Origin of the sequence: Jiangella muralis (assembly GCF_001270745.1) — a bacterium.
GTDB classification, from domain to species: Bacteria; Actinomycetota; Actinomycetes; order Jiangellales; family Jiangellaceae; genus Jiangella; species Jiangella muralis.
The window spans coordinates 57,287-75,012 of the sequence record NZ_KQ434758.1 but is presented as its reverse complement, the minus strand read 5'-3'; the positions used below and the strand labels follow the sequence as shown (position 1 = coordinate 75,012).

The following is a 17,726-nucleotide window of genomic DNA, read 5'->3' as shown; positions in this document are numbered from 1 at the left end:
ACATGGGAGGCACACATGGTCAGAGCCCGCAGGTTGCTCGCCTTACCCGCCGCCCTCGCGTTGACCGCCACGGCGGCGGTCGCCGGCGCGGGAGCGGGAGCGGCGGACGAACCCGGCGTCGTCGTGGCGGACGGGGTCACCCAGCCCGTCTTCGGTTACGACGACGCGATCAGGGAACGCGTCTTCATCACGTCGCCGTACGACTCCGACGGTGACGGCGTGGTGGACGTCATCGCCGTCGACATCATGCGCCCGGCGGCCAGTGACCAGGGCCTGAAGGTGCCGGTCATCATGGACCCGAGCCCGTACTACTCGACCCTCGGCCGCGGCAACGAGTCGGAACTGAAACTGGACCAGGACGGCGACGGGCTGCTGGACCGCTGGCCGCTGTTCTACGACAACTACTTCGTGCCGCGCGGCTACGCCATCGTGCTGATGGACATGATCGGCACGAACAACTCCACCGGCTGCCCGACCACCGGCGACGTCTCGGACAACCTGTCGCCGAAGGTGGTCGTCGACTGGCTGAACGGCCGCATCCCGGGCGTCGACGCGAACGGCGACGAGGTGGTCGCCGACTGGCACAACGGCAGGACCGGCCTGATCGGCAAGTCCTACGACGGCACCCTGGCCAACGCGACGGCCGCGTCCGGCGTCGACGGCCTGACGACGATCGTGCCGATCAGCGCGATCTCCAGCTGGTACGACTACACCCGCAGCAACGGCGTCGTCACCCGCGGGAACAACTACCCGTCGTCGCTGTCGAACACCGTCACCAACCCGGCCCGGCGCGAGCACTGCCGGCCGGTCCGCGACGTCCTGGCCGCCACCGACGGCGACGAGACCGGCGACTACACGCCGTTCTGGCAGGTCCGCGACTACAACCCCGACGCCGGCAAGGTGAAGGCCAGCGTGTTCGTCGTGCACGGCCTGAACGACGAGAACGTCCGCCCCGACCAGTTCAGCAAGTGGTGGTACGAGCTGGCCGAGAACGACGTGCCGCGCAAGCTCTGGCTGACCCAGACCGGTCACATCGATCCGTTCGACTTCCGCCGCGCCGAATGGGTCGACGAGTTGCACCGCTGGTTCGACTACTGGCTGCAGGACATCGACAACGGGATCATGGACGAGCCCATCGCCGACGTCGAGCGGGCGCCGGACGTGTGGGACGAGTACAACGACTGGCCCGTCCCCGGCGCGCGGGAGACACGGCTCTGGCTGCGGCCGTCCACCACGACGGCCGGACGGCTCTCCGTCACGCCGAACCGCCCGTCCGACCCCGTGCTGAGCTTCGTCGACGACCCGGCCCAGCGCGAGACCGCGATGATCACCAACGAGCTCGCGGTGCAGCCGAGCCGGCTGGCCTACGTGTCCGAGCCGCTGACGGCGCCGCTGCACATCTCCGGGACGCCGACGGTGACCCTGAACGCGTCCGTCAGCACCACCGACACGAACCTCGGCGCGATCCTGGTCGACTACGGGCCGGCCGTCCGGGTGCAGCGGGCCGGCGACGGCGTCGTCACCGGCACCGTCGAGGACTGCTGGGGCGAGACCGCCACCTGGGGCGGCTTCGCCGAGGACGCCTGCTACCGGCAGGTCGCGAAGCGGGTCGCCGAGACCGAGCGGGAGGTCGTCACCAAGGGGATCGTCGACGCCGTCAACCTGAACGACTACGGCACGGTGACCCCGCTGGTGCCGGGCCGGTCGTACACCATGGGGTTCCCGCTGCTGCCGGAGGACTACGTGTTCCCGGAGGGGCACCGCATCGGCGTGATCATCGTCGGCAGCTACCGCGACTACGGCAGCCAGACCGACCCGAACCGCGCCACCATCACGGTCGACCCGCTGCGGACGCTGATCGAGCTGCCGATCGTCGGCGGCCGGCCGGCGGCGGTGGCGGCCGGGCTGCGGTAGGTCCCCGCCGACCAGGCGGCCACCCACGGTCGCCTGGTCGGTGAACCTTCCGTGAATCCCGCTGTGAACAGGCACTTCGCCGTCGACCTCCGCGTCGGGGCCTGCCACCGTTGGGGTGTGAGCCTGACTCGCTACGGAGTGGAGCCGCACGTGCTGGCCATCGCCCACCGGGGTGGGGCGGGGCTGGCTGCCGAGAACACCCTGGCCGCGTTCGAGCGGTCGTACGCCCTCGGGCTGCGCTACCTCGAGACCGACGTCCGCGTCACCTCCGACGGCGTCTGCCTGGCCTTCCACGACGCACGGCTCGGCCGCGTCACCGATGGCCGCGGGCTGGTCCGGCGGCACACGTGGGACGAGGTCCGGCGCCTGACGGTGCTCGGCGCGGAGCCGGTGGCCCGGCTGGACGACGTCCTGGCCGCCTTCCCGGACGCGAGGTTCGTCATCGACGTCAAGGACGAGGCGTCGCTGGAACCGCTGTCGCGCGTGCTGCGGGCCGCGAACGCCGTCGAGCGGGTGTGCCTCGCCGGGGCGTGGGACGGGTGGCTGGCGGCGCTGCGGGCCGACCTCGGGCCGGGGCTGTCGTGCGCGCTGGGCTGGCGGTCGCTGGTGTCGTGGCTGCTCTGCTCGCATGGCCGGGTCGCACCGCCGCGGCGGGTGGCCAGCGGGGGTTTCGTGCACGTGCCGTTGCGCTGGGGTAGACTCCCGATATTCATCGACCGTCTGGTCGAAGGCGCCCATGACCTGGGGTTGCGCCTCATCGTTTGGACGGTTGACGACCCTGTCACGATGCATCGGCTGATCCACGCCGGCGTCGACGGCATCATCACCGACCGGCCCGACGTGCTGCGGGAGGTGCTGATCGCCGAGGGTCGTTGGCCTCGCACCGTTTACGCAGAACGCGATGATCGGTAGCGTTGGTTGGACGTCCAACTAGTTCTCGAGGAGCACAGCCATGACACCGACCGCAGCGGCACTGGAGTTCTCGACGACGCTCACGTCGAGCCCGGTATCGCCCGAGCGCCGGTCGGAGATCCTGGCGAACCCCGGGTTCGGCACCAACTTCACCGACCACATGGTCACCGCCAGCTGGACCCCCGACGGCTGGCACGATGCCGGGCTGCGTCCGTACGCCCCGCTCGCGCTCGACCCCGCCACCGCGGTGTTCCACTACGCGCAGGCGATCTTCGAGGGACTCAAGGCCTACCGGCACGCCGACGGCTCCATCTGGACGTTCCGGCCCGAGGCCAACGGCGAGCGCATGCAGCGCAGCGCCCACCGCATGGCGCTGCCGTCGCTGCCCGCCGACTCATTCGTCGAGGCCGTCGACCTGCTGGTCCGCGCCGACGCCGACTGGGTGCCGTCCGGCGGTGAGACCAGCCTCTACCTGCGTCCGTTCATGTTCGCCTCCGAGGTGTTCCTCGGCGTGCGCCCGGCCAAGCAGGTCACGTTCTGCGTCATCGCATCGCCGGCCGGCGCCTACTTCTCGTCCGGCGTGAAGCCGGTCGACATCTGGCTGTCGTCCGAGTACACCCGGGCGGCGCCCGGCGGCACCGGCGCGGCGAAGTGCGCGGGCAACTACGCGGCCAGCCTCATCGCCCAGCAGGAGGCCATCGAGCACGGCTGCGACCAGGTCTGCTTCCTCGACGCCGTCGAGGGCAAATGGGTCGAGGAGCTCGGCGGCATGAACCTGTACTTCGTGCACGCCAACGGCTCCATCGTCACGCCCGAGCTGACCGGCACCATCCTCGAGGGCATCACCCGCGACTCCATCCACGCGCTGGCCGCCGACCGCGGCTACAAGGTCGACGAGCGCCGCTTCTCCATCGACGAGTGGCGCGAGGGTGTGGCGTCCGGCGACATCACCGAGGTGTTCGCCTGCGGCACGGCCGCGGTGGTCACGCCGCTGGGCCGGCTGGCGTGGCAGGGCGGCGAGCTGTCCATGGGCGCCGAGCCCGGCCCGGTGACGTCCGAGCTCCGCGCCGCGCTGCTCGACGTCCAGTACGGCCGCGCCGACGACCCCCACGGCTGGATGCACCGCGTCGCCTGACCGCCCGCTTTGTCACCTGATCGTCTCCACGATGTGGACGGAAACGATCAGGTGACGGTGGCGTAGCGCTGCGCCCCGCTTTGTCACCTGATCGTCTCCACGATGTGGACGGAAACGATCAGGTGACGTACGCGCACACAGAGCGGCCGTTGTGTCACCTGATCGTCAGGTGTCCGCATGCTGGAGATGATCAGGTGACGAAGGCGTGGGCGCCGTCGTGTGCGTCCGATCGCCCTGGCTGCGGCGTCGTCATGGGGTCCGTCTCCACCGGCCGGGTGAACTGTGTCATACTGCTGCACGATGACTTTCTGTCTGATTATTCCGTAGGCGCGCCGGCACCCAGCACCATGCCAGGCGCGCAGACCTCTCGCATCCGCGGGAGGTCTTTTGTTTTGTCAGCAGACCCCCCGTGAGGACAGAGCAGTGACCGACCCCGAGCAGTTCCACGTCTACGACACCACGCTCCGCGACGGCGCCCAGCAGGAAGGCCTGTCGCTCTCCGTGCAGGACAAGCTCGCCATCGCCAGTCACCTGGACGAGCTCGGGGTCGGCTTCATCGAGGGTGGCTGGCCGGGCGCCGTCCCGAAGGACACCGAGTTCTTCCGCCGCGCCCGCACCGAGCTGAACCTGACGCACGCGAAGCTGGCGGCGTTCGGCGCCACCCGGAAGGCGGGCACCACGGCGGCCGAGGACCCGCAGGTGCGGGCGCTGCTCGACGCCGAGACGCCGGTCGTGACGCTGGTCGCGAAGAGCCACGTCGGGCACGTCGAGCGGGCGCTGCGCACCACGCTCGACGAGAATCTCGCGATGATCGCCGACACCGTCGGCTTCCTCGTGCAGAACGGCCGCCGCGTCTTCCTCGACGCCGAGCACTTCTTCGACGGCTACCGGACGAACCCCGAGTACTCGCTGCGGGTGCTGCGCACCGCCACCGGCGCCGGCGCCGACGTCGTCGTGCTGTGCGACACCAACGGCGGCATGCTGCCCGACGACGTCGGCGCGACGGTGCGCGACGTGCTCGCGCGCACGGGCGCCCGGGTCGGCATGCACGCCCACAACGACACCGGCTGTGCCGTCGCCAACTCCGTCGCCGCCGTCGACGCGGGCGCCACCCACGTGCAGGGCACCGTCAACGGGACGGGGGAGCGCACCGGCAACGCCGACATCATGACGGTGGTCGCGAACCTGCAGCTCAAGCGCGATCTGACGGTGCTGCCGGAGGGCGCGCTGCAGGAGGCCACCCGCATCGCGCACGCCGTCTCCGAGCTGACCAACATCGTGCCCTACTCGCGGCAGCCCTACGTCGGTGCCAGCGCGTTCGCGCACAAGGCCGGCCTGCACGCCAGCGCGATCAAGGTCGACCCCGACCTCTACCAGCACACCGACCCCGCGCGGGTCGGCAACGACATGCGGCTGCTGGTGTCCGACATGGCCGGCCGGGCGAGTGTCGAGCTGAAGAGCCGCGAGCTGGGCTACGACGTGTCCGGCGACCGCGAGCTGGTCACCCGGGTCACCCAGCGGGTGAAGGACCTCGAGGCGGCCGGCTACACGTTCGAGGCGGCCGACGCGTCGTTCGAGCTGCTGCTGCGCGAGGAGGCCGAGGGCCGGCCCAGCTACTTCGACGTGGAGTCGTGGCGGGTCATCACCGAGTCGCGGCCCGGCGGCGACGCCATCAGCGAGGCGACGGTGAAGCTGCGGGCGGGGGGCGAGCGCGTCGTGGTGACCGGTGAAGGCAACGGTCCGGTCAACGCGCTCGACCACGCCCTGCGCACCGCGATCGGTGCGCTCTACCCGGAGATCGCCAAGTTGGAGCTGATCGACTTCCGGGTGCGGATCCTGGACGCGGCCCACGGCACGGACGCGGTGACGCGCGTGCTCGTGGAGATGACGGACGGCAAGACGTCCTGGGAGACCGTGGGTGTCGGAGCCAACATCATCGAGGCCTCGTGGGAGGCGCTCGTCGACGCCGTCACCTACGGACTGCTGCGCCAGGGGGAGTCGGCGATCAGCTGACCAGCTTGAATGCGCTGCTCATGACGGCCGACGCGTCGGCCCACGTGGGCAGCTCGTCGATCTCGATGATGGTACGGCGGAGAGGTTCGGTGTCGTACAGTTCGACCCGCCAGCCGTTGCTGCCGTGGTCGAGGATCCCCCGAATCACCTTGGGTCCTTTCTCGTAAGAATGTTTCCTGCGGTATCGCCGAAGTGAAGTCTGTCACTTTCTGCGCGCGATGTCGCATCGAAATTCGGTGAGTCGACCAAGATCAGCCGTTCGGCCGACACGTGATCAGCGTGTCGGCCGAACGGCTGCGCCCGTCGATCACTCCGCCAGGGGGTGTCTGACGGGTATTGGTGGATGCGGGCGGCGTCCAGGGGCCGGTCCAGCAAGGCGGAGGAGGAGGTCGATGCGGTGCCATCGAGTGACGACGACAACGCAGCTGGTCGGTTCCTGGGCGTCGATCCGCGCCGCCGAAGATCCGTCAGTCACCCCCTAGGGCGGCCCCGGTCTCGAGCAGGCTCTTGAGGTCGCTGAGCACCCAGGCGTGCCCGCCGCCGGCCCCCTCGGCCTCGTTGTCGCCGCGGGACAGCGCGGCCAGCAGCGGCGCGCCGGCCAGTTCGTGCGTCAATGTCAGCGAGCAGGACTTGCCGTCGGGCGCGGGCGAGATCTCGTGGGTGATGCGGGTGAAGCCCTCCTCGGCCATCGCCGGGTCCATCAGCATCCGGAACGTCGTCACCAGGCGCCGCGGCGGCTCGGCCTCGATCACCTCGCCGTCCACGATGACGTCGGGGCACGGGAACCCCTGCGCCTCGGCCGCGGCCTTGAACTCCGGCGTCGGCGCGACGGAGTAGGCGCCGCCCGGCCGCAGGTCGTAGCTGGCGATGCCGGTGTAGCCGTAGCGCGCCGTCCATTCCGGCTGCGTGATGGCCGCCCAGATCGCCTCCGGGGTGGCCTTGATGTAGATGCGATACACCTGCGTGGTGGTCACGGTCGCGGTCGTCATGATTCGTCCTCCAGTTCGGCCTTGAGCTCGATGAGCGCCGTCGTGTGGTGCTCGGTGTACTTGTCGATCCACCGGTCGTGGATCTCCCGGATCGGGACGGGGTTGAGGAAGTGCCACTTCTCCCGCCCCGACCGGCGCGTGACCACGAGGTTCGCTTCCTCCAGCACGCGCAGGTGCTTCATGACGCCGAAGCGGCTCATCTCCAGCTCGGACTCCAGCTCGGTCAGCGTGCGGCCGTCACGCGTGAAGAGCAGGTCGAGCAGGAAGCGCCGGGTGGGATCGGCGAGTGCCTTGAAGACCCGGTCGCCGGTCATGGCATCGACGATAGGTGACCAAAAGGTCACATGTCAATCCCTTCACACCGTCCGCCGCCGGTGCCATGCTGCGAAGAGGGGAAACATCAGGCGGCCCGGTGCCGCACGGCACGGGCCAGGGCTTCACGGGGGGCGATGGTCATGCCGAACGGCGAGGACGGGACGGGTACCCAGCTCATCGAGCGACCGTTCGAGAATCCGCACACGGGCGATCCGGTCCTGGGACCGGCGTACGCCGACGGGTACAAGGAGGGCGCGTTCGGCGACCACAGGCTGGACAACAACCCGGTGGGTGAGCCGGGACCGGCCACGGACGCGTTCACTGAGGGCTTCGACGACGGCATGGCCCGGTTCGAGGCCTACAAGAAGGGGTTCAAGCGAGGCATCACCGTCGGCCTCCGCGGCACGACGACCGACGACTTCGTCCCGCCGCCACTGGGCGCCGAGCACGTCGAGGACCTGAAGGCGGCCTGGCTGGAGGGCCGGGCCGACGGCCTGGGGGTGGCCCGGATCGTGCGCGACGGCATCGCCGACAAGGCGTTGGAGACGTCGGCCTTCGACACGCCCACGGGGCCGATCCACTCGACGCCGACGAGCGGCGGCCGCTTCTACTCCCAGGAGTTCAACGGCGACCGGGTGATCTATTTCCTGCATCCGTCCGGCGACGCGATCGCGATCGACGCGCCGATCTACGCGGAGTACAAGGAACTCGGCGGGCTCGGCAGCTTCCTGGGCCGGCCGCTCTCCGACACGAAACGGGTGCCCGACGGCCGCGGGAAGGTCACCGAATTCGAGAACGGCACCATGTACTCGACCACAGCCACCGGCGCGCACGAAGTGCACGGGCAGATCGGCGCCAAGTGGAAGGAACTGGGCGGGCCCACCAGTGACCTCGGCTACCCGACCAGCAACGAGCAGATCGAGCGGGCCGACCGCGGCAAGGTGAACACCTTCGAGCACGGCGACATCTACCTCTGGGAGGACCTCGGCGTCCAGGTGGTCCGCAGCATCCAGGTCCGCTACCGCGGGCAGAACTGCTTCGCGGAGTCCGACGAGCTCTCCGCGCAGGACGAGACCTACGTCGTCGCCACGTCCGTCGGGCCGAACCGGGACGCCACCGTCTCCGTCCGTACGCCGATCGTCGGCGTCGACGCCGGCGGGTCGTTCCCGGACGCCATGGTCGTCTACCAGGGGCCGCCGGCCGGCATCGGCGCGCTCACCGTCACGATGGCCGAGCACGACACCGGCAACCCGGACGAGTACCGCGGCCAGATCGAGGCCGGGGTGCGGCTGGCGATGAACGGCCTCGCCGCCGCCGTCGCGGCGACCGGCGTCGGGCTCACCGTCAGCGGCATCGCCCTCGCCCTGGCCAACGCGGGTGCCGGGCCGATCGCCAACGCCATCAACGACGCCATCGACAGCGGCGACGACACGATCGGCACGGCCGTGTTCCCGCTGGCGCCCAAGGCACTGATCGGCCTCGCGCAGGCACCGCGGCAGCGCGAGCGTGACGTCGAGTTCCACCTCGCGACGCCGCTGCTCACCGGTGAGGGAGCGTACAAGGCCTACTTCGACGTGACCTTCGGCTGACGCCGCGTCGGTAGCGACGCGATCCTTTCGCTCGTCCGGCTCGTATCAGGAGGGGAGGACCATCGACCTGCGAAGGGGATAGACATGAAGCGCATACCCGCAGCCGTGCTCGCGTCGCTGGCGACGGCCGCGCTCGTGGCGCTGCCCGCGTCGGGCGGGCACGGGCACTCGAAGGGCCGCACCGTGGTCGAGGCCGACACCATGGTCGCGGTCGACGGGCCGTACGTCGGCGCCGCCAACCCGATCCGCGGCGTCAACGGCGGCGGCCTGCCGTGGCAGCTGGACAAGGCGGAGGTCGAGTTGTCCAGCAACGGCCGCATCGAGGTCGAGGTGGACGACCTCGTCCTGCTCGAAGCGGCGCCCGTGCCGCCGGACCGTCAGGGCGTCAACCCGGCGCCGAACTTCGTCGCCGTCGTCAGCTGCCTGACCACGGTCGACGGCGTCGCGACGACGGTGAACGTGGCCACCGACCCGTTCCCGGCGTCCACCGGCGGCGACTCGGAGATCAAGGACCGCGTCGACCTGCCGGAGCCGTGCATCGCCCCGGTCGTGTTCGTCGGGCCGAACGCGACCACCTGGTTCGCCGCGACGGGCGTCTGACGGGGTCTAGAGCCGGCCGGCTTCGCTGGCGGCCATGACGGGGGCGCCAGCGGCGTTGGACTCTGCGAGGTCGACGACGACGGTGAAGCCCCAGTCGTGGTCGCCGGCGGGGTCGTCGAGGATCTGCCGGACCTCCCAGCGGTCCGGGTGCTCGGTGACGATCAGCCGTTTCGCGCTGCGCGCGTCCGGGCCGATGCCGATGTCGGCGTGCTCGTCGAAGTACGGCTCCAGCGCGTCCTGCCAGTCGTCGGCCGTCCAGTCGTCCGCGGAGTCGAGCGCGGCCAGCCCGGCCCAGTCGCGCCGGGCGGCCAGCTCGACCCGCCGGAACAGCGCGTTGCGGACGCCGACCAGGAACGCCCGCCGGTTCTCGGTGATCGGCCGGGGCGCGTTCTCGACCGGGACCGCCCCGCCGTCGCCGTCGAGTGCTGCCGGGTTGCGCAGCGCCTCCCACTCGTCCAGCAGCGACGAGTCGACCTGGCGGACCAGCTCGCCCAGCCACTCGACGAGGTCGGCGACGTCCTCGGTGCGGGCCTCCTCGGGCACCGTCTGGCGCATGGCGCGGAAGGCGTCGGCGAGGTAGCGCAGCACCAGCCCTTCGGAGCGGGCCAGACTGTAGAACGCGACGTACTCGCCGAAGCTCATGGCGCGTTCGTAGAGGTCGCGGGCGACGGACTTGGGCGACAGCTCGTAGTCGCCGACCCACGGGTGGCTCTGCCGGTAGATCGTGAACGCGGCGTCGAGCAGCTCTTCCAGCGGCTTCGGGTGGGTGACGTCCTCGAGCAGCTCCATGCGCTCGTCGTACTCGATGCCCTCGGCCTTCATCGCGCCGATCGCCTCGCCGCGGGCCTTGTGCTGCTGCGCCGACAGCACCTGACGGGGGTCGTCCAGCGTCGCCTCGACGACGGAGAGCAGGTCCAGCGCGTGGGTGGGCGACTCCTGGTCGAGCAGGTCGAACGCGGCCAGCGCGAACGGAGACAGCGGCTGGTTGAGCGCGAAGTCCGGTTGCAGGTCGACGGTGAGACGCACCGTCCGCCCCTCGGCGTCGGGAGGGTCGACCCGCTCGACCACCTGGGCGGCGACCAGCGCCCGGTAGATCGCGATGGCGTCGTGGACGTGCTTGCGGGTGCGCGAGGGCGGCTCGTGGTTGTCGGTGAGCAGCGTGCGGGCGTGCGCGAACGCGTCGCCGGGCCGGCTGATCAGGCCCAGCACCATGGCGTTGCTGATCTCGAAGCTGGAGGTCAGCTGCTCCGGCTCGGCCGCGATGAGCCGCTGCATGCTGGCCTCGCCCCACGAGACGAACCCCTCGGGCGCCTTCTTCCGCACGACGCGTTTCAGCTTCTTCGGGTCGTCGCCGGCCTTCGCGACCAGCCGCTGGTTCTCGATCTCGTGCTCCGGCGCCTGGACGATCACCTCGCCGAGGGTGTCGTACCCGGCCCGGCCGGCCCGCCCGGCGATCTGGTGGAACTCGCGGGCGGAGAGCTGGCGCATGCGGACGCCGTCGTACTTGGTGAGGCCGGAGAAGACGACGGTGCGGATGGGGACGTTGATGCCGACGCCGAGGGTGTCCGTCCCGCACACCACCTTGAGCAGGCCGGCCTGCGTGAGCCGCTCGACCAGCCGGCGGTACTTCGGCAGCATGCCGGCGTGGTGGACGCCGATGCCAGCGCGCACCAGCCGGTTCAGCACCTTCCCGAACCCGGAGCTGAACCGGAACCCGCCGATCTCGGCGGCGATGCGGTCGCGCTGCTCGCGGCTGGCGACGTTCACGCTGACCAGCGCCTGCGCCCGCTCGATCGCCGCCGCCTGGGTGAAGTGGACGACGTACACCGGCGCGCGGTGCGTGGACAGCAGCTCGGCCAGCAGGTCGTGCGTCGCCTCGCGCGAGTACTGGTAGGTCAGCGGCACCGGGCGCTGCACCGACGTGACGACGGCGACCTCGCGGCCGGTGCGGCGGCGCAGGTCCTTCTCGAAGAACGACACGTCGCCGAGGGTGGCCGACATCAGCAGGAACTGCGCCTTCGTCAGCTCCAGCAGCGGCACCTGCCAGGCCCAGCCGCGCTGCGGGTCGGAGTAGAAGTGGAACTCGTCCATGACGACCTGGCCGACGTCGGCGTCGTCGCCGCTGCGCAGTGCGATGTTGGCGAGGATCTCGGCCGTGCAGCAGATGATCGGCGCCGTCGGGTTGACGCTGGAGTCGCCGGTCATCATGCCTACGTTGGCGGCGCCGAAGATCTCGATCAGCGCGAAGAACTTCTCCGACACCAGCGCCTTCAGCGGCGCCGTGTAGAACGTCCGCCGTCCGTCGGCCAGCGCCGCGAAGTGCGCCGCGACCGCCACCAGGCTCTTGCCCGACCCCGTCGGCGTGCTGAGGATGACGTGCGAGCCGGAGACCAGCTCGATCAGCGCCTCCTGCTGCGCCGGATACAGGTCGAAGCCGCGCTCGGCGGCCCACTCGGTGAAGGCGTCGTGGAGGGAGTCCGGATCGTGGTCAGCGCGTTCGAGCGACGTCGTCAGATCCGTAGGCACGGTCACCGAGCCTACGGTCGCCGAAGGCGAACAGCCAGCCCACGGCCAGGAACACCACCGTGATGCCGGCCGCGTTCAGCAGCGTCCGCCCGTACCCGAGCTCGGCCACGTCGATGAACGGGTACGGGTACCAGTCGACGACGTCGCCGCGGATCAGCGTGTAGATCAGCCAGGCGACCGGCCAGCTCAGGCTGAGGACGATGGTGCGCGGCTCGATCCGCGGCCACGGGCCGAACAGCAGCCAGCCGATGACGCCCAGCAGCGGCGACAGGTAGTGGAAGCCGATGTTGGTGAGCACCGCGGCGCCGTCGAGGCTGACCTCGCCGCGCAGCAGCGTCACGTAGACGACGCCGGTGACGGCGATGCCGATGAGGCCGGCGAGGCGCAGTACGCGGAAGGCGCGGCCGTCCGCGTCCGGCCTGACGACGAGGATCGCCGCGCCGATGCCGAGCAGAATGTTCGACTGCACGGTGAAGTAGCTGGGGTAGTTCACCAGCCGCATCGCCCGCGACGGCGGGACGGTGCCGTCCTCGACCAGCACGTTGGTGCCCTGGAACACCAGCACCAGCTGCGTGATCAGGGACGCGACGATGACCAGCAGGGTCACGACGTGCCACCAACGGGCCGCCACGGGGTTCGACCGCATGGTCGGAGCGTAGCGGGAACAGCCCCGTGGCCGGGGCGGTTGTCACGATCATGCATGGTGAGTTCAAGGTGCCGGGCGGCAAGCTGGTCGTCGTCGACCTCGACGTCCTCGACGGCGTCATCCGGCACGCGCGCGTCAGCGGCGACTTCTTCCTCGAACCCGACGACGCGCTGGAACGCATCGATGCCGCGCTGGTGGGGGCGCCGGTCTCGCTGTCCGCGGCGGAGCTGGCGGCGCGGGTCGACGGTGTCCTCGACGGCGTCGTCATGCTCGGGTTCTCCGCCGAGGCGGTCGCCGTGGCCGTCCGCCGGGCCCTCACCGGCGCGACGTCCTGGACCGACCACGACTGGTACTTCCTGCACGAGGGCCCGCAGCCGCCGGCGCTGCAGATGGCGCTCGACCAGGTGCTGGCCGAGCAGGTCGGCGCGGGGGAGCGGCCGCCGACGCTGCGGGTGTGGGAGTGGTCGTCGAACGCGGTGATCATCGGCAGCTTCCAGTCGCTGCGCAACGAGGTCGACCTCGACGGCGCCGCGCGGCACGACGTCACCGTGGTGCGGCGCATCTCCGGCGGCGGCGCGATGTTCGTCGAGCCGGGCAACACCATCACCTACTCGCTGTACGTGCCCGAGTCGCTGGTGTCCGGCCTCTCCTTCGTCGACTCCTACGCCTTCCTCGACGAGTGGGTGGTGGCGGCGCTGCGCGCCCTCGGTATCGAGGCGAGCTACCAGCCGATCAACGACATCACCTCACCGGCCGGCAAGATCGCCGGCGCCGCCCAGAAGCGCCTCGCCGGCGGCGTCGTCCTGCACCACGTGACCATGGCCTACGACATCGACGCCGCGAAGATGCTCGAGGTCCTGCGCATCGGCCGCGAGAAGCTGTCCGACAAGGGCACGAAGAGCGCCAACAAGCGGGTCGACCCGCTCCGGTCGCAGACCGGCCTGCCCCGCGCCGACGTCATCGACCGCATGGTCGGCACCTTCCGCGCCCGCTACGGCCTCACCGACGACGCGCTGGACGAGAAGACGCTGTGGCTGGCCGAGGACCTCGTCGTCTCGAAGTTCGGCACCGGCGACTGGCTCACCCGGGTTCCGTGACGGCGAGCAGCCGCTCGCGCAGCGTCGCGCCGCGGGCGGCGAAGGCGCGCTGCCGCTCGACATAGTCGCGCTTGCCCTCGGTGGTCTCGATGCGGACCGGCTCGTAGCCCAGCCCGCTCAGGTCGTACGGCGACGCGCGCATGTCCAGCTCGCGGATCTCGCCCGCCAGCTCGAACGCGTCCACGACCAGCTCGGACGGCACCAAGGGCGTCAGCTTGTAGGCCCACTTGTAGAGGTCCATGCCGGCGTGCAGACAGCCCGGCTGCTCCAGCGACGGCTGCAGCTCGCGCGTGGGCGTCAGCGCATTGAGCGACCGGGCCTCGTCGGTGAAGAAGCGGAACGCGTCGAAGTGCGAGCACCTGATCTGGTGCGCCTCGACCACCTCGTCCGTGCCGGAGTGGCCGAGGCGCAGCGGGTACGCCTCGTGCCGGACGTCGCCGGGCTGCGTCCGGTAGACCATGGCCCACTCGTGCAGCCCGAAGCAGCCGGTGTGTGCGGGCCGCGAGGCCGTGGCGGCCAGCAACCCGCGCACCCACTCGACGGTGGACGCCCGCCGCTCGACCATGGCGGCGCCGACGGCCACGCCGGAACGCCGCGCCTCGTACCCCGGCCACGACGCGTGCGGCGGCGACCCGGCCAGCACGACCCCCGTGCCCGGGTGCCAGCGGCGCAGCTGGGCCGGCTTGAAGCTGTAGTAGGTGAAGAGGAAGTCGTGGACGGGGTGCGTGCGCCCGGCCCGCCGCCGCGACAGGTGCGGCCCGACCAGCGCGTCGACGCGCGCCTCGTGGGCGAGCAGCCGCGCCCGCCACTCCTCCTCGGCCAGGATCACCCTCCCAGCCTACGAACTCACTCCAGTTCGCCGATGGCCTGCTCCGCGCCCGGGTGCAGCGGGATCGGGTCGATCTCGGTCGCCTGCGAGACGTCGATGTCGGCGGCCGCCGCGTGCACCTGGGTCAGCGCCGCCACGTTCTCGTAGACCAGTTTGGTCAGCGCGCACGCCGTCCCGTCGTCGAGGTCGTCGCGGACCAGCAGCACGTTCGGCACGACGATCGTCGGCACCGCGGCGTTCGTCCCGTACGTCTCGGCCGGGATCTCGCCCTCGGTGTAGACGGGGTTCAACTCCTGCAGCGCAGGCAGCTGCGGCGTGATGTCGATGAACGTCACGTCGTCGCCGAGGGACGTGAACAGGTCGGTCATCGCGGCGGTCGGCAGGCCGCCGGACCACACCAGCCCGTCGATCGAGCCGTCCTTCATGCCGTCGACGGTCTTGGTGAGGTCCAGCCGCTGCGCCTGCACGTCACTCGCCGGGTCCAGGCCGGCCGCCTCCAGCAGCCGGTGCGCGATGACCTCGGTGCCGGAGTTCGGCGACCCGGTCGAGATGGTCTTGCCGGCCATGTCCTCGATCGACGTGATCCCGGCGTCGGCGCGCACCACCACCTGCGTGTAGTTGGGGTAGATGCGCCCGAGCGCCGACACCGGCTGCGGCTCGTCGAACGCGGCGGTCCCCTCGGCGGCGTCGGCGGCGGTGTCGGCCAGCGAGAAGGCGAGGTCGTAGTCGCCGGCCACCAGCTGCTGGATGTTCTGCACCGACGCGCCGGTCTCGGCCGCCGTCGCGGTGATGTCGGTCTCGTCGCCGATCAGCTGCGCCAGGCCGCCGCCGAGCGCGTAGTAGACGCCGGTGGCGTTGCCGGTCGCGATGGTCATCCGGCCCGAGCCGGCCTCGCACGCGCCCGCGTCGCCGCCGCCCTCATCGCTGGGTTCGGTGCTCTGCCGGCCGCCGCAGGCGGACACGGCGAGGCCGGTCGCGAGTACGGCCACCGTCAGGCGGGTGGCGACGCGAGTTCTCATGTCGGCGCTTCCTCTCGGGTTGACGACGTGGTGAGGTGTACGACGACGGCGGCGGCCAGCACACCGGCGCCGAGCGCGATGGACAGCGGCTGCAGGTACAGCAGCAGGCAGGCGGCGACGGCGCAGAGCGTGCGCTCGGCCGGACCGGCGCGGCGGACGATCCAGCCGCCGGCGGCCGCGGCCAGTGCGGCGACGGCGACCGCCGAGACGGCGACGGTCCAGGCGACGTCGCCGGCCGGGCGCTCCAGCAGCAGCGCCGAGCCGTTGTCCGTCAGCACGAACGCCAGCGGCACCAGGAACGCCGGCAGCGCGTACTTGCACGCCTGCCACATCGTCGCGATGACCCGGCCGCCGGTGATCGCCGCCGACGCGACCGCCGCGAGCGCCGTCGGCGGCGACACCTCGGACAGCACGGAGAAGTAGAAGATGAACATCGCGACCGCCGGCGCGGGCACGTCGAGGTCGAGCAGCGCCGGGCCGATGACCACCCAGCTGATGATGAACGACGCCGTCACCGGCACCGCCAGCCCGAGTACCAGGATCGCGACCGCGGCCAGCACCGCGCTCAGCACCAGCACGACGGTGGCGTTGTCGGAGACCGCCGACGCGGTGTCGATGAGCAGGTCGGACAGCACCTGGCCGAGGCCGGTCTTGGTGATCGTCGAGACGATGATCCCGGCGGCCGCGCACACCGCGGCCACCGGCAGCACCGAGCGCACCCCGTCGGACAGCGACAGGTAGACGACCCGCGCGGTCTCCGTCGCGACGCCGGCCCAGTCGCGGCCGCGCCGACGCACGACAGCGTCGATCACGCCGAACCCGAGGGCGACGGCGGTCGCGAAGACCACCGCGCGGAACGGCGTCAGCCCGGCCGCCAGGAACACGACGATGACGCCGAGGGACAGGAAGTGGTAGCCGGACCGCGCCAGCAGTCGCCACGGGTTCTTCCGCTCCACCTCGACGGCGTCGACGCCGGCCTTGCGCGCGTCGATCTCGATCGCCAGCACGATGCCCAGGTAGTAGAGCAGCGTCGGCACCAGCGCCCACACCAGCACGTCCAGGTACGAGACGCCCAGGTACTCGGCGATGATGAACGCCGCCGCCCCCAGCGTCGGCGGCGACAGGATGGCGCCGATGCCCGACGCCGCCAGCATGCCGCCGGCGTTCTCGCGCGGATAGCCGGCCTTGCGCAGCACCGGCCACGTCACCGCGCCGAGGCCGACCGCCGTCGCCGTCCCCGACCCGGACACCGTGCCCAGCAGGAAGCCCGACAGCGCCACCGTCCGCCCCGGCGCCGTCCGCGACCGGCGGAAGATCGCGAAGCTGAGGTCGATGAAGAAGCGGCCCGCGCCGGTCCGGTCGAGCACGGCGCCGTAGATCGTGAACAGCACGATGTACGTGGCGCAGACGTCGAGCGGGATGCCGTAGAAACCGCTGGGGTCGTTGTACAGCGCGTTGACGATCTGGTCGATGTCGATGCCGGCGTGCGCGCCCGGCCACGACTGCGGCAGGAAGCCGCCGTAGTACGCGTACGCCAGGAACGCGACGCACACGATCGGCAGCACCCAGCCGGTCGTCCGCCGCGTCGCCTCGATCACCAGCACCAGCACGATCGCGCCCATGGCGACGTCCAGGCCGGTCAGCGAGCCCTGCCGGTCCAGGAACGCGTCGAAGCCGCCGCCGGAGTCGCCCAGCGTCACCGGCAGCACCGGGTACAGGCAGGCCACCAGGGCGATCGCCGCCAGCGCCCAGTCCAGCGGGCCGGGGTTGTCGGCGCGCTGCTCCAGTGGGCTGGCGAGCTCGGCCCGCGCGCGCGTCGTCACCCCGCGATAGCAGAGGAAGACCAGCGGCAGCACGAACGCCAGGAACAGCATCAGGTAGTACTGGTTGCCGGCGCTGAGCGGCCAGAACACCTGGCGCAGCACGAACACGGCGACGGCGAAGCAGGCGACGCCGACGGCCTGGGCCACGCGGCCGGACAACCGGCGGGCCGGCAGTTCCTCGTCGTAGCGCGCCACCAGCTCGCCGACGTCCGCACCTTCACCGCTGGCGTGCCGCGTCGTCGAGGCGTCGGTCATGCATCATGACCCTAGGTGTGACGCACCGTTCATGGCTAGGGTGATTCTCCCGGCGAGATACCCT

Annotated in this window: 15 protein-coding genes; 7 read left to right on the top strand and 8 right to left on the bottom strand. The window is 70.9% G+C overall.

The genetic code is table 11. The features are described 5' to 3' along the window. Positions 1–15 precede the first annotated feature (15 nt). The 4 genes from ACW62_RS15275 (at position 16) to cimA (ending at position 5,974) form a co-directional block, all read left to right on the top strand. Positions 16–1,914 carry a Xaa-Pro dipeptidyl-peptidase gene (locus ACW62_RS15275; RefSeq protein WP_053204977.1) on the top strand — a complete coding sequence of 633 codons (1,899 nt, stop codon included), beginning with the start codon at positions 16–18 and terminating at the stop codon, positions 1,912–1,914. Between the two features lie 117 nt (positions 1,915–2,031). Continuing rightward, complete coding sequence (locus ACW62_RS15270; RefSeq protein WP_083459795.1) at positions 2,032–2,826, top strand: glycerophosphodiester phosphodiesterase family protein; 795 nt, start codon at positions 2,032–2,034, stop codon at positions 2,824–2,826. Between the two features lie 40 nt (positions 2,827–2,866). After that, on the top strand, positions 2,867–3,961 hold the full coding sequence (locus ACW62_RS15265) for a branched-chain amino acid aminotransferase (protein WP_053204976.1): 1,095 nt from the start codon (positions 2,867–2,869) through the stop codon (positions 3,959–3,961). Between the two features lie 423 nt (positions 3,962–4,384). Beyond that, positions 4,385–5,974 carry a citramalate synthase gene (cimA, locus tag ACW62_RS15260; protein ID WP_053204975.1) on the top strand — a complete coding sequence of 530 codons (1,590 nt, stop codon included), beginning with the start codon at positions 4,385–4,387 and terminating at the stop codon, positions 5,972–5,974. On the opposite strand, the gene ACW62_RS34065 is transcribed toward cimA, so the two are convergent. The 3 genes from ACW62_RS34065 to ACW62_RS15250 all read right to left on the bottom strand — a co-directional run bounded on the left by ACW62_RS34065 (position 5,967) and on the right by ACW62_RS15250 (position 7,277). Next, complete coding sequence (locus tag ACW62_RS34065) at positions 5,967–6,122, bottom strand: hypothetical protein (protein ID WP_157574780.1); 156 nt, start codon at positions 6,120–6,122, stop codon at positions 5,967–5,969. The genes cimA and ACW62_RS34065 overlap by 8 nt on opposite strands. Positions 6,123–6,441: 319 nt before the next feature. After that, positions 6,442–6,963: an SRPBCC domain-containing protein gene (locus ACW62_RS15255; protein WP_053204974.1), complete on the bottom strand. Its 522-nt coding sequence runs from the start codon at positions 6,961–6,963 to the stop codon at positions 6,442–6,444. Next, positions 6,960–7,277: an ArsR/SmtB family transcription factor gene (locus tag ACW62_RS15250; RefSeq protein WP_053204973.1), complete on the bottom strand. Its 318-nt coding sequence runs from the start codon at positions 7,275–7,277 to the stop codon at positions 6,960–6,962. Before ACW62_RS15250 ends, ACW62_RS15255 begins: the two co-directional genes overlap by 4 nt. A gap of 141 nt (positions 7,278–7,418) precedes the next feature. Here ACW62_RS15250 and ACW62_RS15245 point away from each other — a divergent pair, with 141 nt between their 5' ends. After that, positions 7,419–8,867: an LGFP repeat-containing protein gene (locus ACW62_RS15245; protein ID WP_053204972.1), complete on the top strand. Its 1,449-nt coding sequence runs from the start codon at positions 7,419–7,421 to the stop codon at positions 8,865–8,867. Positions 8,868–8,951: 84 nt separating this feature from the next. Further along, entirely contained in the window at positions 8,952–9,467 is a 516-nt protein-coding gene (locus tag ACW62_RS15240; protein ID WP_157574779.1) for a hypothetical protein, read from the top strand. A 6-nt stretch (positions 9,468–9,473) separates the two neighbouring features. Here ACW62_RS15240 and ACW62_RS15235 read toward each other — a convergent pair whose 3' ends face one another. Next, on the bottom strand, positions 9,474–11,993 hold the full coding sequence (locus ACW62_RS15235) for a DEAD/DEAH box helicase (RefSeq protein ID WP_420843594.1): 2,520 nt from the start codon (positions 11,991–11,993) through the stop codon (positions 9,474–9,476). Beyond that, positions 11,956–12,639, bottom strand: a complete 684-nt coding sequence (locus ACW62_RS15230; protein ID WP_083459793.1) for a Pr6Pr family membrane protein — start codon at positions 12,637–12,639, stop codon at positions 11,956–11,958. Before ACW62_RS15230 ends, ACW62_RS15235 begins: the two co-directional genes overlap by 38 nt. A 50-nt stretch (positions 12,640–12,689) precedes the next feature. Here ACW62_RS15230 and ACW62_RS15225 point away from each other — a divergent pair, with 50 nt between their 5' ends. Beyond that, complete coding sequence (locus ACW62_RS15225) at positions 12,690–13,736, top strand: lipoate-protein ligase LplAB (RefSeq protein WP_053205177.1); 1,047 nt, start codon at positions 12,690–12,692, stop codon at positions 13,734–13,736. On the opposite strand, the gene ACW62_RS15220 is transcribed toward ACW62_RS15225, so the two are convergent. Genes ACW62_RS15220 through ACW62_RS15210 form a run of 3 tightly spaced genes read right to left on the bottom strand, consistent with a single transcriptional unit; the run spans position 13,720 to position 17,662 of the window. Continuing rightward, a complete protein-coding gene (locus ACW62_RS15220; RefSeq protein ID WP_157574778.1) occupies positions 13,720–14,565 on the bottom strand; it encodes a 3-methyladenine DNA glycosylase in 846 nt (281 codons plus the stop codon). The genes ACW62_RS15225 and ACW62_RS15220 overlap by 17 nt on opposite strands. Positions 14,566–14,582: 17 nt before the next feature. Beyond that, the gene (locus tag ACW62_RS15215; protein ID WP_053204969.1) at positions 14,583–15,584 is read right to left on the bottom strand and encodes a TAXI family TRAP transporter solute-binding subunit; all 1,002 of its coding nucleotides are present in this window, start codon (positions 15,582–15,584) and stop codon (positions 14,583–14,585) included. Then, a complete protein-coding gene (locus ACW62_RS15210) occupies positions 15,581–17,662 on the bottom strand; it encodes a TRAP transporter permease (RefSeq protein ID WP_083459792.1) in 2,082 nt (693 codons plus the stop codon). The genes ACW62_RS15215 and ACW62_RS15210 overlap by 4 nt, the downstream gene beginning before the upstream one ends. Positions 17,663–17,726 lie beyond the last annotated feature (64 nt).

Coding starts and splice junctions, on each gene's coding strand:
- ACW62_RS15230 (WP_083459793.1), bottom strand. CDS start 12,639: ATGCGGTCGAACCCCGTGGCGGCCCGTTGGTGGCACGTCGTGACCCTG.
- ACW62_RS15250 (WP_053204973.1), bottom strand. CDS start 7,277: ATGACCGGCGACCGGGTCTTCAAGGCACTCGCCGATCCCACCCGGCGC.
- ACW62_RS15265 (WP_053204976.1), top strand. CDS start 2,867: ATGACACCGACCGCAGCGGCACTGGAGTTCTCGACGACGCTCACGTCG.
- ACW62_RS15275 (WP_053204977.1), top strand. CDS start 16: ATGGTCAGAGCCCGCAGGTTGCTCGCCTTACCCGCCGCCCTCGCGTTG.
- ACW62_RS15215 (WP_053204969.1), bottom strand. CDS start 15,584: ATGAGAACTCGCGTCGCCACCCGCCTGACGGTGGCCGTACTCGCGACC.
- ACW62_RS15255 (WP_053204974.1), bottom strand. CDS start 6,963: ATGACGACCGCGACCGTGACCACCACGCAGGTGTATCGCATCTACATC.
- ACW62_RS15245 (WP_053204972.1), top strand. CDS start 7,419: ATGCCGAACGGCGAGGACGGGACGGGTACCCAGCTCATCGAGCGACCG.
- ACW62_RS15225 (WP_053205177.1), top strand. CDS start 12,690: ATGCATGGTGAGTTCAAGGTGCCGGGCGGCAAGCTGGTCGTCGTCGAC.
- ACW62_RS15240 (WP_157574779.1), top strand. CDS start 8,952: ATGAAGCGCATACCCGCAGCCGTGCTCGCGTCGCTGGCGACGGCCGCG.
- ACW62_RS15210 (WP_083459792.1), bottom strand. CDS start 17,662: ATGACCGACGCCTCGACGACGCGGCACGCCAGCGGTGAAGGTGCGGAC.